The sequence below is a fragment of the Streptomyces adustus genome, from assembly GCF_009377175.1.
In the GTDB taxonomy this organism is placed as follows: domain Bacteria; phylum Actinomycetota; class Actinomycetes; order Streptomycetales; family Streptomycetaceae; genus Streptomyces; species Streptomyces adustus.
In genome coordinates, this window is sequence record NZ_VJZD01000008.1 from 24,085 (window position 1) to 37,706 (window position 13,622).

The 13,622-nt window shown below is 70.9% G+C and carries 10 protein-coding genes; 6 read left to right on the top strand and 4 right to left on the bottom strand.

Features of this window, described 5'->3' with window-relative positions:
• Positions 1-15: 15 nt before the first annotated feature.
• The 4 genes from FNH09_RS03590 to FNH09_RS03605 form a co-directional block, all read right to left on the bottom strand.
• Positions 16-1,284 (bottom strand): acyltransferase family protein, encoded by a 1,269-nt coding sequence (locus FNH09_RS03590; protein ID WP_152885067.1) that lies wholly within the window; start codon positions 1,282-1,284, stop codon positions 16-18.
• Positions 1,281-3,464, bottom strand: coding sequence for a bifunctional polysaccharide deacetylase/glycosyltransferase family 2 protein (locus tag FNH09_RS03595; RefSeq protein WP_152885070.1), 2,184 nt, complete (start codon positions 3,462-3,464; stop codon positions 1,281-1,283). The genes FNH09_RS03590 and FNH09_RS03595 overlap by 4 nt, the downstream gene beginning before the upstream one ends.
• Positions 3,464-4,138, bottom strand: a complete 675-nt coding sequence (locus FNH09_RS03600) for a hypothetical protein (protein WP_152885072.1) — start codon at positions 4,136-4,138, stop codon at positions 3,464-3,466. The genes FNH09_RS03595 and FNH09_RS03600 overlap by 1 nt, the downstream gene beginning before the upstream one ends.
• 565 nt (positions 4,139-4,703) lie before the next feature.
• Positions 4,704-5,675, bottom strand: coding sequence for a LysR family transcriptional regulator (locus tag FNH09_RS03605; protein ID WP_152885074.1), 972 nt, complete (start codon positions 5,673-5,675; stop codon positions 4,704-4,706).
• 83 nt (positions 5,676-5,758) lie between these two features.
• On the opposite strand from FNH09_RS03605, the gene FNH09_RS03610 reads away from it, so the two are divergent.
• From FNH09_RS03610 to FNH09_RS03635, 6 genes are all read left to right on the top strand, one after another.
• Positions 5,759-7,045, top strand: a complete 1,287-nt coding sequence (locus FNH09_RS03610) for an MFS transporter (RefSeq protein ID WP_152885076.1) — start codon at positions 5,759-5,761, stop codon at positions 7,043-7,045.
• Between the two features lie 195 nt (positions 7,046-7,240).
• Entirely contained in the window at positions 7,241-8,536 is a 1,296-nt protein-coding gene (locus tag FNH09_RS03615; RefSeq protein WP_152885078.1) for an ABC transporter substrate-binding protein, read from the top strand.
• Positions 8,533-9,498, top strand: coding sequence for a carbohydrate ABC transporter permease (locus FNH09_RS03620; RefSeq protein ID WP_152885080.1), 966 nt, complete (start codon positions 8,533-8,535; stop codon positions 9,496-9,498). The genes FNH09_RS03615 and FNH09_RS03620 overlap by 4 nt, the downstream gene beginning before the upstream one ends.
• Positions 9,495-10,316 carry a carbohydrate ABC transporter permease gene (locus FNH09_RS03625; RefSeq protein ID WP_152885083.1) on the top strand — a complete coding sequence of 274 codons (822 nt, stop codon included), beginning with the start codon at positions 9,495-9,497 and terminating at the stop codon, positions 10,314-10,316. Before FNH09_RS03620 ends, FNH09_RS03625 begins: the two co-directional genes overlap by 4 nt.
• Positions 10,317-10,327: 11 nt before the next feature.
• Complete coding sequence (gene yicI, locus FNH09_RS03630; protein ID WP_162468065.1) at positions 10,328-12,595, top strand: alpha-xylosidase; 2,268 nt, start codon at positions 10,328-10,330, stop codon at positions 12,593-12,595.
• Positions 12,595-13,605, top strand: coding sequence for a LacI family DNA-binding transcriptional regulator (locus FNH09_RS03635; RefSeq protein ID WP_202919586.1), 1,011 nt, complete (start codon positions 12,595-12,597; stop codon positions 13,603-13,605). The genes yicI and FNH09_RS03635 overlap by 1 nt, the downstream gene beginning before the upstream one ends.
• Positions 13,606-13,622 lie beyond the last annotated feature (17 nt).

A 13,622-nucleotide genomic window follows, 5' to 3' on the forward strand; every position in this document is an offset into this window, starting at 1 on the left:
CGGCCGGACGGACCGTCAGGCCCGGTGCGCTCCCGCGCGCGAGCCCGAACCGTCGGGCCACAGCCGTGGCCTGCGCTTTGCCGCGACGTCCTCCATCCAGCCGAAGCAGAGCACGCAGCAGGCGGTGAGGGCCCAGACCACGACCAGCACGGGCCAGGAACTCGTCAGGATCCAGGGCGCGTCGTCGTACAGAAAGGTGACGTTCCACAGGTGGTCCCAGAGGGTGCCCGCGACGACGATGCACACGTTGTGCCACAGATAGATGGTCACCGCGCGGGCGTTGAGGAGGGTGACCAGGCGGTCCCAGCGGCGCAGCGGACGCGGCCACTCGGACCACGAGGGGCTGATGTGCAGCAGCATCAGCACGGTTGCGAAGGACCACAGCGCCTGCGCGAACGGCATGTCGTCGAGGTCGTTGCCCGGTGCGAAGCCGTGGGTGAGCGCGTACCAGAGGCCGATGCCCGCGACGACCGGCGCGAGGGACGGCACGACGTAGCGGGGGAGCTTCTTCAGGATGCCCTGCTGGTGGGCCATCCCCGCCAGCCAGCACGAGCCGAACGCCCCGAAGTCGCTGAGGTTGGAGTCGAGCCGGGAGAAGGGCACGGTGAGCAGGCCGAACTCCAGTGCCGCGGACAGGGCGATCGGCGCGAGGATCGTCGGCCAGGGCAGCCGGCGCAGGGCGCGCAGCATGAGCGGGGAGAGCAGCACGAACCAGAGGTAGGCGCGGATGTACCAGAGGGGTACGGCCAGTTCCGTGGCCCACTCGTCGCCGATCAGACCGTGGATGCCATGTACCTGGTCGCCGAACGGCGGGTCGCTCAGCGGCAGGATCCAGAAGCCGAGGTGGATCCACCACCAGCCGGGGTGTCCGTCGGAGTCGGGACCCCAGCCGCCCAGCAGCATGCCCGTGACGCCGACCGCGCCGAGCAGCCACAGCGGGGGCAGCAGACGGCGCATCCGGCCGCGTACGACCTGCACGGCGGGGCGCTTGCCGAGCGAGGTGGCCATGAGGTTGCCGGCCAGGGCGAACATCACGCCCATGGAGGGGAACACCACGGGCAGCCAGGCCCAGCCGAACAGGTGGTAGAAGACGACCCGGAAGAGGGCGATCGCGCGCAGCAGGTCGAAGTACCGGTCGCGTCCGGAGGCGCGCTTCGGCTCCTGCGCGGGCGTGGCCTCGGACGTGGGCGCGGGCGCCGGGTCGGGTGCCGAGGGCTGGTGCGGTATGCGCGCCGGGTTCGGCGGCTGGGTGGTCGTGGTGGCTTCGGGGTGGTGCGGATTCATGCGACCGGCCTTCCGTCCATGACGCGCTGTTCCTGCGCGGGCATGTTCGGCGGTGCCGACACCCCGCCCTTGCGGCGCAGTTTCTGCCAGCGCAGCCGACCGCCGGTCAGGGCCGTGATCCAGGACTGGAGCAGGACGACGTACATGAGCTGTCGGTAGAGGATCTGTTGGAGGGGCAGGGAGATGAGCGGGGTGAGGCGCTCACGGTCGAGGACGAAGGCGTAGGACGCGCAGACCACCTGGACGGCCAGGACGCCGAACCAGGCCAGGATCGTCTTCTGGGTGGGGCCGAAGAGCAGGCCGTAGACGAGGAACATGTCGATCAGGGGGGCCAGCAGCGGGGCCAGCACCATGAACAGGGAGACCAGCGGCAGGCCGACGCGGCCGAAGCGGCCGGACGGGCCGCGTTCGACGACTGCCTTGCGGTGCTTCCAGATCGCCTGCATGGTGCCGTACGACCAGCGGTAGCGCTGGGACCACAGTTGCTGCACCGACTCCGGGGCCTCGGTCCAGGCGCGGGCCTTCTCCGCGTAGACGACCTTCCAGCCGTCGCGGTGGATGGCCATGGTGATGTCGGTGTCCTCGGCGAGGGTGTCGTCGCTCATGCCGCCGACGCGTTCCAGCGCGGAGCGACGGAAGGCGCCGACCGCGCCGGGGATGGTGGGCATGCAGCGCAGGACGTCGTACATCCGGCGGTCGAGGTTGAAGCCCATCACGTACTCGATGTGCTGCCAGGCACCGATGAGGGTGTCCTTGTTGCCGACCTTGGCGTTGCCCGCGACCGCGCCCACCTTCCGGTCGGCGAAGGGCTGGACCAGCTCGCGGACGGTGGCCGGCTCGAAGACGGTGTCGCCGTCCATCATCACGATCAGGTCGTGACGGGCGTTGGCCAGGCCGCGGTTGAGCGCGGCCGGCTTGCCCGCGTTGAGCTGTCGGATCACCCGTACGTCGGGGAGGTTCAGGTCCTCGACGATGCGGGCGGTGCCGTCGCTGGAGCCGTCGTCGATGACGAGGATCTCGATGGGGTGCTCGCTCGCCGTCAGCGAACGGACCGTGCTCTCGATGCACTTGGCCTCGTTGTACGCCGGGACCAGCACCGACGCCGGTTCGGTGACCGGCTGTGGACCCCAACGGAACTTGCGGTGGCGGGTCTTGCGGGCGTGCAGGACGGACAGCAGCAGCATCAGGCCGAAGCGGGCCAGGACCAGGCCGCCGACGATGGCGAGGCCGACGACCAGGACGCCGGTCACGTCGTCGGAGGCCTGCACCAGGAAGATCCAGGCCTTGCCCCGCCACAGGTCGAGGCCGGTGACCGGGGTGTCCGCGTTGGGAGCCTGGAGTGCCTCGGTGAGGTTCTGGAACTGGTAGCCCTGGCCCTGGAGTTGTGGCAGATAGCGGTCGAGGGCCTGCACGGTCTGGTGGCGGTCGCCGCCGGAGTCGTGCATCAGGACGATCGCGCCCTTGCCGCCCTTGGGCGTGGCGTTGGCGATGATGGTGTCGGCGCCCGGCTTGCGCCAGTCCTCGCTGTCGATGTCGTTGACGACGGTGAGGTAGCCGCGTGCGCCGATGTACTTGGTGACCGGCCAGGACTTGTCGTCCATGGCGTCGGCGAAGGACGAGTAGGGCGGCCGGAAGAGCGAGCTGCGGATGCCGGCCGCGCCCGCGAGCGCGAGCTGGTTCTGCGACAGCTCCCAGTCGATGCGGCCCGTGGACTGGTAGGAGAGGTCGGGGTGGTTGAAGGTGTGCAGGCCGACCTCGTTCCCCTCGTCGATCATGCGCTGGACCAGCTCCGGGTAGCGGGAGGCCATGGTGCCGGTGACGAAGAAGACGGCGTGCGCGTGATGCTTCTTGAGGATGTCGAGGACCTTGGGGGTCCAGGTCGGGTCGGGGCCGTCGTCGAAGGTGAGGACGATGCGGTGGTCGGGCAGGCGCAGGCTGGTCTCCTTGCCGCCGCGGGTGTCGATCACCGGACCGCCGTCGAGGATCTTCTGCGGCACCTTGTCGGTGGACGCCTCGGGCCGGACCCGGAAGTCGGCGAGGATCTCGCTGTGCACATAGCCGCGCAGCATCAGCATCGCGAGCATCGCGCACAGCAGCAGGAGCGGGAGCAGGCTGCGCAGCGGCAGCCGTCGCCGGCCGGCCGCCCGTTTCGCGGAGCGGCGGTTGGAACGGGATGCCATCAGAGGACGTTCTCCGTGTGCGAGGACGAGTTCGAGGAGGCGGCGCCCGACCGGACGGGGACCGGGTCCGGTGCTGCCTGTGCGACCGGGTGCGCCGCGCCGGAGTCCGGGCTCGCCGGAGGCGTGGGCGAGGGCGAGCCGTCGCCCGGCACGGACGGGGACGGGGACGAGACGACCGGCGGGGACGACTCCGTCACCGGGTTCTTGGAACTCGTGCTGGGACTGGGCTTCGCGGAGGCGCTGGCCGACGACCGGGGCTTCGCGGAGGCGCTCGGGCTGCCGCTGCGGCCGGACGCGCTGGGCTTCGGGCCGGTGCCCGAGGCGGTGGCCGCACCGCCGGGCGAGGTCACGCCCGGTGCCGGAGCGCCGGGACCGGCGTGCGTCGGACGGGACTTGGCGCTGGGCGCCGGGGAGGTGTCGACCTGGCCGGCGGGCTTGTCGTCCTTGCCCGGGACCGGGACCGGAAGCCAGGGCGCGGTGGAGTTGCCCGACAGTAGGGTGACGACGATGACGGCGGCGTAGGCCGCGCAGGCGAGCCCCACGGCGATGCCGAGCCGTCTGAAGGTGCGGCTGCGCCGCCCCGACTCGTCCACGAACACCGGCGCGTCGGAGGGCTCGGGTCCGCCGTCCTTGGCGGCCCGCGCGGTCGCCTCGCCGAACTGGACGGCGTCCATCGAGACGGTCACCTCGTCCGGGTCGTGCTCGTTCCCGTGCTCCGCCGCCGATGCCCGCGACTCGCTCCAGGGGTCGTGGACGGCCGGCGGCGTGGCGCCGCCCGCCGACGACAGGATCTCGGCCCCGGGCCGTAAGCCCGTGCCCAGCCCTGCGTCGGGTCCGGTCGCGGGTGTCGAGATCCGGGCCCGGCCGCCGTGACGGCCGACCCGCCGCGCACCGGGGGCCGATCCAGGCCGCTCCGAAGGCGGTCCGGTTCGTTCCCCGGACGGTCCGATTCGTTCCGGAGGAGCCCCGGTTCTGCCGGTTTCCAAATAGCTCTGAGCGTTCTCCCCCGTCGACTGGTGGTCATGGCTCACCGATGCTCCGGCGGGCCGTTCCGGTTGGGCGTCTTTCCGCCACTTTTTCACGTGCGCACTTCCCCCCACGGGACAGTTCCGGAAGCGCGTACGAAGCCGAGCACCCGCCGCCGAACCGGGCCCCCACCCGATTCGAACGCGCCCCATTACCACACCGTGCTCAGACCATCGAATGTAGCGCACAGGCGTGATCCATGTGCGCAGCGTGTCAGGTGTGGGCCCCAATCGTATCTTCGTCAATGGCCGGAACCCATCCGTCCGTTGGTCGGCTGAGCCATCTCTCCCGGGCGGCGATCTCGTCCGCGGCCTGCCGAAGAGCGTCAAATCCCGGATGGACCAGCCCCTTTCGCCACACGAGCGACACGGGCGACAAGGGGACCGGATCGACGAGCGGCCGCAGCACCGTCCCAGGCATGGCCGGAAAGCCCACTACGGCCAGAATGGGGTTTCGCAACTTCGCCATGATCCGTCGGAACTCCTCGTCCCCCACCGCGAGGGGTGCGGGAGCCGCGATCCGGATCCCCCGGCATTCGAACAGACGGTGCGCGAGGTCCGTCCACTCCGTCGTGCGCGGGTTGCCCGCGCCGGCGTACACCGTCTCGCCCGCCAGCTCGGCCAGCGGCACCTCGGCCAGCGCCGCCAGCCGGTGGTCCTCGGGCAGCACGACCGCCATCGGCTCGTACCGCACGAGCCGGTGCTCCAGCCGGGACCGCAGCGCCGGGTCGAGGCCGGCGAACCGCCCGAACGAGACATCGAGCCGCCCGGCCACCATCTCCCCCGCCGCCCCGGCGAGGCCGCTCTCGTAGCGGGCCATCAGCTCCAGATCGGGGGCGAGTTCACGGGCCCGGTACAGCACCCGGCGCGCGGTGGGCTGGTCGGGGAAGTTGAGGTCCACCAGCAGCGGCCGGGCCTGCCCGAAGGCGCCGAGCAGGTCGTCCTGCGCCTGGAGCGCCCGGCGCGCCAGCGGCACCAGCCGCTCGCCGTCGCCGGTCAGCGTCACCTGCCGGGTGGTGCGCACCAGCAGCTCGGCCCCCAACTCCCGTTCCAGCCGCCGCACGTCGCGGCTGAGCGCCTGCTGGGCGACGTAGAGTCGGGCCGCGGCGCGGGTGAAGTGCAGTTCCTCGGCGACGGCGAGGAACGCGCGCAGGAGCCTGGGGTCGAGGTGTCGGGGAGCGGGCATCCGGTGAACTTACAACAGGAGTGCGTGAATCGGCCCGCGGAAGGTGTTGGACCCGTCGGCGGGGCCGGCGCCACCGTTGATCCATGCCGCAGCCCAGTCCCCGCGACACCCCCGAGGGGGTTCCGCTCTGGACCGTCACCGCCGATGCCGTCGTCGCCGTCGACTTCGCCTCCCGCCGCCGCGTCCGCCCGCCCGGCCCCTATCGCAGGCTCTTCGCCCGCCCCGGCACCTGCGCGTTCACCGCCGGGAACCTGATCGCCCGGCTGCCGATGGGCATGTTCAGCGTGAGCGCGGTCGTGATGATCGCGGGCACCCGGGGCTCGTACGCCCTCGCCGGTGCCGTCACCGCGACCGGGCTCGCCGCGACCGCGCTGGTCGCGCCCTGGATCGCCCGGCTCGTGGACCGGCACGGCCAGGCCCGGGTCGCCGTGCCCGCCACGCTGTTCGCGGCGCTGGGCTCCCTGGCGCTGGTGCTGTGCGTGCGTCGCGACGCCCCGGACTGGACCCTGTTCGCCGCCTACGCGGCCACCGCGACGACCCCCAACACCGGCGGTATGTCGCGCGCCCGCTGGGCGCATCTGCTGGCGGACACGCCGGAGGCGCTGCACACCGCGAACTCCTTCGAGCAGGCCGCGGACGAGCTGTGCTTCATGCTCGGCCCGGTCCTCGCGGCCTTCCTGTGCGGGGCCTTCTTCCCGGAGGCGGGGACGCTGACCGGGGTGGCGCTGCTGGTGACCGGGGTGCTCGTCTTCGCCGCCCAGCGTGCCACCCAGCCGCCGCCGCACCGCACCCCCACGGCCCGTTCCCCGCTGCGCGCCGCCGGTATGCCCCCGCTGCTCGCGGTGTGCCTGGCCACGGGCGCGGTCTTCGGGTCGACGGAGGTCGTCACGATCGCGTTCGCCGACGCGCACGGACACCGTGCCGCGGCGGGCGTGGTGCTCGCCCTCCAGGCGGCCGGTTCGTGCGTGGCGGGGCTGGTGTACGGGTCGCTGAAGCCGTCCGGGCCTGCCGAGTGGCGCCACCCCTGGTGTCTGGCCGCGATGACGGCGATGCTGACGCTGCCGCTGCTCGCGGCGACGCTGACCGGATCGTCCGCGCTGCTGGCGGTGGCGCTGTTCGCCGCCGGGACGGCCACCGCCCCCACGATGATCACCACGATGGCGCTGGTGCAGGAGCGCACCCCCGAGGGCCGTCTCAACGAGGGCATGACACTCGCGGTGACCGGCCTGCTCGGCGGTATCGCCTGCGGCAGCGCGGCCGGCGGCTGGATGTCCGAGCACGCCGCTCCGGCGGCCGGGTTCGGGGTGCCGGTCACCGCGGCCGCGGTGGCCCTGCTGATCTCCCTCGCCCATCAGACCTTCGGCGAGTGACACACCGTAACCGCACCGCTCCCGCACCGGACCCGTCCCGATCCGCACGAGGCAATTCCCGCGCACCCCATTGACGTGTCCACAGCCGCCACCTACCTTCCCCCGTCGAAGCGCTTCGACGTCACGCATCGAATCGATTCGACGGTTCCTCGCGTGACACCCCCGATGCCCATCCGACTCCCCAGGAGACACGGGATGTTGACGACACGAAGGCGTGTGGTGGCGAGTGCGGTGATCCTGACCGGATCACTGCTCCTGACCTCCTGCGGCGGCTCCGACGGCGGCTCGTCCGGCGACGGCAAGACCCTGAAGCTGTGGCACTACGAGGCCCCGAACAGCGCGATGGGCGCGGCCTGGAACGAGGCCATCAAGGAGTTCGAGGCCTCGCATCCGGGCGTGAAGGTGAAGTACGAGGAGAAGAGCTTCGAACAGATCCAGAAGACCGCCCAGATGGTCCTGAACTCCTCCGACACCCCCGACCTCATGGAGTACAACAAGGGCAACGCGACGGCGGGCCTGCTCTCCAAGCAGGGCCTGCTGACCGACCTGAGCACGGAGGCCGCCAAGCGCGGCTGGGACAAGAAGCTCAGCGCGGGCGTCGCCACCACCAGCCGCTACGACGCCCAGGGCGTCATGGGCTCCGGCAAGTGGTACGGCGTACCCAACTACGCCGAGTACACGATGGTGTTCTACAACAAGGACCTGTTCGCCAAGTACAAGCTCGCCGAGCCCAAGTCGGTCGACGAACTGACCGCCGCGATGGACGTGTTCGTCAAGAACAAGGTGACCCCGCTGGCGAACGCGGGCGCCGAGTACCTCGCCCAGCAGTACCTGTACCAGCTCGCCCTGTCCCAGGCCGACCGCTCCTGGGTGGACTCCTACGAGCTGTACAAGGGCAAGACCGACTTCCACGACCAGGCCTGGACCTACGCGGCGACCACCTTCGCCGACTGGGTGAAGAAGGGCTACATCGCCAAGACCTCCAGCGGCACCAAGGCCGAGGAGGCGGGCGTCTCCTTCATCCAGGGCAAGGCGCCGATCCTGTTCTCCGGGAGCTGGTGGTACGGCCGGTTCCAGGACGAGGTCAAGTTCGACTGGGGCAGCTTCCTGTGGCCCGGCTCGAACCTGACCCTCGGCTCCGGCGGAAACCTGTGGGTGGTCCCCAAGAACGCCAAGAACAAGGAGCTCGCCTACGACTTCATCGACATCACCATGTCGAAGAAGATCCAGAACCTGCTCGGCAACAAGGGCGGTGTCCCGGTGGCCGCCGACGCGAGCGCGGTGACCGACCCGAAGTCGCAGCAGCTCATCACCAACTTCAACACCCTGTCGGGACGGGACGGCCTGGCCTTCTACCCGGACTGGCCGGTGCCCGGCTTCTACGACGTCCTGGTCTCCGAGACCCAGAAGCTGATCACGGGCAGCGCGACGCCGGACGCCTACCTCGACGCCCTCCAGAAGGCGTACGACAACGGCGTACCGAAGAAATGACGGTCACCGTCGAACGGAGCGCGCGGGCGGTCGGCAGGGGCGAAGCCCCCCGGCCCCCGCGCCGCCCCCGCGACTCCTACGCACTGTTCCTCGTCCCGGGCGCGCTCGCCTTCCTCGCGGTCGTCGTCGTGCCGTTCCTGATGAACACCGGTGTGAGCTTCACCGACTGGCAGGGGGTGGGCAGCCCCACCTGGTCCGGGCTCGCCAACTACCGCGAGCTGCTGGACGACACCGAGTTCTGGGCGTCGTTCCGGCACAGCCTGTTCATGGTCGTCGCCATGGCGGTCCTGCCGACCGGGCTCGGACTCGTCCTGGCCGCCGCCCTGTTCGACTACGTCGGCAAGCACTTCGGCAGCCGGGTCGTCGCCGTGCTGCGCGCCTGCTTCTACCTGCCGCAGGTGCTGCCGATCGCGGTCGCGGGCATCGTCTGGAGCTGGATCCTCGCCCCCGACAACGGCTCGCTCAACGCCCTGCTGAAGGCCGTGGGCCTGGGCTCCTGGCAGCGGGACTGGCTGGGCGACCCCGACCTCGCGCTCTACAGCGTGATGGGGGTGATGGTGTGGGTGCAGCTCGGCTTCCCGCTGGTGGTCTTCATGGCCGGGCTGCAACGCGTCGACCCCGAGCTGTACGAGGCCGCCGAGCTGGACGGCGCCGGCTGGTGGCGCCGCTTCTGGCACATCACGCTGCCGCAGATCCGGCCGGAGACGTATGTCGTGCTGACCTGGTGCTCGATCGCCGCGCTCAAGGTGTTCGGCGCGGTGTACGTGCTCACCAAGGGCGGTCCCGGCGGCGCGACCGACGTGCCCTCGTACTTCTCCTTCGCCACGTTCTTCGAGAAGACCCAGGTCGGCTACGGCGCCGCGATCTCCACCGTGCTGACCGTGATCATCCTCGCCCTCTCGCTGGTCGGGCTGAAGCTCCAGACCCGTGCGGAGGACGCGGAGGAAGGGGTGCGGACATGACCGCCCTGCGCCGTTACCCGGTCCTCGCGGCCCTGTGCCTGGCCGCCCTGTTCATGGTCGTGCCGTTCGTCGTCGTCGCCCTCAACGCCGTGAAGTCGCCGACGGAGTACTCCCAGAACGGCCCCCTGAGCCTCCCCGACGGTCTCTATCTGGACGGCCTGAAGGATTTCTGGGAGCGCGTCGACTACAGCCAGAAGCTGGTCAACTCGGTGCTGATCAGCGGCTGCGTGGCCGTGGGAGCGGCCGTCCTGTCGGTGCTGAACGCGTACGCGATCGGCATCGGCCGCATCAAGGGCCGCACCTGGGTGCTGGCCTTCTTCGTCCTGGCGAACATGCTGCCGCAGGAGGCACTGGTCTACCCGGTGTACTACCTCAGCAAGCAGGCCGGTCTGTACGACACCAGGCTGAGCGTGATCATCGTGTTCACGGTGATCCAGGCGGCGTTCGGCACGTACCTGCTCTCCTCCGTCCTCGGCCGGTTCCCGCGCGAGATCATCGAGGCGGCCCGGATCGACGGCGCGAGCAGGTGGCAGGTGCTGTGGCGGATCGTCGTCCCGGTCAGCCGCCCCACCATCGGCGTGCTCCTCGTCTTCTTCTTCATCTGGACGTGGAACGAGTTCCTGCTCCCCCTGGTGATGCTGATCTCCAACGACAACCAGACCGTGTCGGTGGCCCTCGGCGTCCTCCAGGGCCAGCGCCTGATGGACGCCACGATGACCAACGCGGCGGCGCTGCTGGGCGTGCTGCCCGCGCTCGTGTTCTTCCTCGTCTTCCAGCGGACCCTCACCCGCGGCATCGCCGTGGGTGCCGTCAAGTAAGGACCCCCCACGTGAAGTTCACCGACGGCTACTGGCTGTTGCGCGAGGGCGTCACCGCGGCCCACCCGGTCGAGGTCCTCGATGTCACCGCCACCGCGGGCACCCCCTCCGGGGGCGGCACCCTGGAGATCCACGCGCCCACCCAGCCCATCCGCCACCGCGGCGACCTGCTGAAGGGACCGGTCGTGACGATCAGCGCGCACGCGCCGCTGCCCGACGTCATCGGCGTCACCCTCACCCACTTCGAGGGCGAACAGCCGCGCGGTCCCGAGTTCGAGGTGCGCAAGGAGGAGTTCAGCCCCCAGATCACCCACGACGACGAGCACGCGGCCCTGACCTCCGGCGCGCTCACCCTGCGGGTGGCCCGCACCGGCCCCTGGCGCGTCGACTTCCTCGCCCACGGCCGGTCGCTCACCGGCAGCGGCCCCAAGGGCATGGGCATCATGCGGGACGCGACGGGCACCCACTACCTGCGCGAACAGCTCGGGCTCGGGGTGGGCACCAGCGTCTACGGCCTCGGCGAACGGTTCGGCCCGCTCGTCAAGAACGGCCAGGTCGTCGACATCTGGAACGCCGACGGCGGCACCGCCACCGAACAGGCCTACAAGAACGTCCCGTTCTATCTGACGAACGCGGGCTACGGCGTCTTCGTCGACCATCCGGGCAAGGTGTCCTTCGAGGTCGGCTCGGAGGCGGTGTCACGGGTCCAGTTCAGCGTGGAGGCCCAGCAGTTGACGTACTACGTCATCTACGGGCCGACCCCCAAGGAGATCCTGCGCAAGTACACGGCCCTGACCGGGCGCCCGGCCCTGCCGCCGGCCTGGTCGTTCGGGCTGTGGCTGTCGACCTCGTTCACCACCTCCTACGACGAGGAGACGGTGACCAAGTTCATCGAGGGCATGCGGGATCGCGAACTGCCGCTGTCCGTGTTCCACTTCGACTGCTTCTGGATGCGCGAGTTCAACTGGTGCGACTTCCAGTGGGATCCGCGGGTGTTCCCCGACCCGGAGGGCATGCTGGCCCGGCTGAAGGAACGCGGGCTGCGCATCAGCGCCTGGATCAACCCGTACATCGCCCAGCGCTCACCGCTGTTCGCCGAGGGCAGGGCGCTCGGGCACCTGCTGCGCCGGCCCGACGGCAGCGTGTGGCAGTGGGACCTGTGGCAACCGGGCATGGCGCTGGTCGACTTCACCAGCCCGGCGGCCCGCGACTGGTACGCGCAGAAGCTGAAGGCACTGCTCGACCAGGGCGTCGACTGCTTCAAGACCGACTTCGGCGAACGCGTCCCGGTCGACGTGGCCTGGTCCGACGGCTCCGACCCGGAGCGGATGCACAACTACTACCCGTACCTCTACAACCGGACCGTCTTCGACGTGCTGCGCGAGCACCGCGGCGAGGGCGAGGCGGTCGTCTTCGCCCGCTCGGCCACCGCGGGCAGCCAGCAGTTCCCGGTGCACTGGGGCGGCGACTGCGAGGCGTCGTACGAGTCGATGGCCGAGTCGCTGCGCGGCGGGCTGTCGCTCGGACTGTCCGGGTTCGGCTACTGGAGCCACGACATCGGCGGCTTCGAGGGGACGCCGTCCCCCGCGCTGTTCAAACGGTGGATCGCCTTCGGCCTGCTGTCCTCGCACAGCCGGCTGCACGGCAGCTCCTCCTACCGCGTGCCGTGGCTGTTCGACGAGGAGTCGGTGGACGTGCTGCGCCACTTCACCCGGCTCAAGCTCGCCCTCATGCCCTACCTGTACGACGCGGCCCGCACCGCGCACACCGAGGGCACGCCGGTGATGCGGGCGATGGCCCTGGAGTTCCCGGACGACCCCGGGTGCGCGCACCTGGAACGGCAGTACATGCTCGGCCCCGACCTGCTGGTCGCGCCCGTCTTCAGCGACGAGGGCGACGTCACCTACTACGTCCCCGAGGGCGACTGGACCGACTTCCGCACCGGGCGGACGGTGACCGGGCCGCGCTGGGTGCGCGAGCGGCACGGCTTCGACAGCGTCCCGCTGCTGGTGCGGCCGGGGGCGGTGATCCCGGTGGGCGCGGTGGCCGACCGGCCCGACTACGACTTCGCCGACGGGGTCACCCTGCGGGTGTACGGGCTGCGGCGCGGCGCCCGGGTGACGGTACGGGCCGGGGACGTGACCTTCACGGTCGTACGGGAGGGCGACACCCTGCGGGCCTCGTGCGAGGACCCCTCGGCGCCGTGGGGTCTGGCGGCAGGCGAGCGGGAGGTACGGGCACCGGCCGGTACCGGGTTCCTGACGGTGGAGCTGGACTGATGGTGAAGATCACTGATGTGGCCCGGCACGCCGGGGTCTCCCCCAGCACCGTCTCGTACGCGCTCAGCGGCAAGCGACCGATCTCCGAGGAGACCAGGCAGCGGGTGGAGGCGTCCATCCGCGAGCTCGGCTACCGCCCGCACGCCGGCGCCCGCGCGCTGGCCAGCAGCCGCTCGAACGTCCTGGCGCTGGTGGTCCCGCTGCGCACCGGCATCCATGTGCCGGTGGTCATGCAGTTCGCGGTGTCGGTGGTGACCACCGCGCGCCGCCACGACCACGACGTCCTGCTGCTGACCCAGGAGGAGGGCGAGGAGGGGCTGCGCAGGGTCGCGGACACGGCGCTGGTGGACGCGCTGATCCTGATGGACGTCCAGCTCGACGACCCCCGGCTGCCACTGCTGCGCTCCCTGGACCGCCCCTCGGTCATGATCGGCTTCCCGGCCGAGGCCGACGGGCTGACCTGCATAGACCTCGACTTCAAGGCGGCCGGCGAGCTGTGCGTGGAACATCTGGCGCAGCTCGGGCACCGGGTGGTGGCGCTGGTCGGGTCGCCGCCGGAGGTGTACGTGCGGCAGACGGCGTTCGCGCAGCGCGTGGTCCAGGGGTTCACCGCGGCCACCGACCGGAACGGGCTCGCCTCCACCGTCCACCCGTGCGAGGCGGCGCCCGCCGCGGCCCGCCGGGTCGCGGAACAGCTGCTGCGCGAACAGCCCGCGCTGACGGGGGTCGTCGTCCACAACGAAGCGGTCCTCGAACCGCTGATCGACGCCTTCGAGCAGCTCGGGCTGCGGGTCCCGGGCGATCTGTCCGTCACCGCGATCTGCCCCGACGAGCTCGCGGAGTCCCTGCGGGTGCCCGTCACCTCCATCGCCCTGCCGTCGGCGGAGGTGGGCGAGCGGGCGGTGGAACTGCTGATGCGGAAGCTGGCCGGGGACGACGTACCCGAGGCCACCCTGCTGCCGCCCCGGCTGACCCGGCGGGCGAGCACGGCACCGCGCGACACGCCCTGATCCCACCCCCCGTTGCC

What these genes read in the sequence shown, in the direction of transcription:
- FNH09_RS03590 (WP_152885067.1), bottom strand. Translation starts at nt 1,284, where the DNA reads ATGAATCCGCACCACCCCGAAGCCACCACGACCACCCAGCCGCCGAAC.
- FNH09_RS03595 (WP_152885070.1), bottom strand. Translation starts at nt 3,464, where the DNA reads ATGGCATCCCGTTCCAACCGCCGCTCCGCGAAACGGGCGGCCGGCCGG.
- FNH09_RS03600 (WP_152885072.1), bottom strand. Translation starts at nt 4,138, where the DNA reads ATGGACGCCGTCCAGTTCGGCGAGGCGACCGCGCGGGCCGCCAAGGAC.
- FNH09_RS03605 (WP_152885074.1), bottom strand. Translation starts at nt 5,675, where the DNA reads ATGCCCGCTCCCCGACACCTCGACCCCAGGCTCCTGCGCGCGTTCCTC.
- FNH09_RS03610 (WP_152885076.1), top strand. Translation starts at nt 5,759, where the DNA reads ATGCCGCAGCCCAGTCCCCGCGACACCCCCGAGGGGGTTCCGCTCTGG.
- FNH09_RS03615 (WP_152885078.1), top strand. Translation starts at nt 7,241, where the DNA reads ATGTTGACGACACGAAGGCGTGTGGTGGCGAGTGCGGTGATCCTGACC.
- FNH09_RS03620 (WP_152885080.1), top strand. Translation starts at nt 8,533, where the DNA reads ATGACGGTCACCGTCGAACGGAGCGCGCGGGCGGTCGGCAGGGGCGAA.
- FNH09_RS03625 (WP_152885083.1), top strand. Translation starts at nt 9,495, where the DNA reads ATGACCGCCCTGCGCCGTTACCCGGTCCTCGCGGCCCTGTGCCTGGCC.
- FNH09_RS03635 (WP_202919586.1), top strand. Translation starts at nt 12,595, where the DNA reads ATGGTGAAGATCACTGATGTGGCCCGGCACGCCGGGGTCTCCCCCAGC.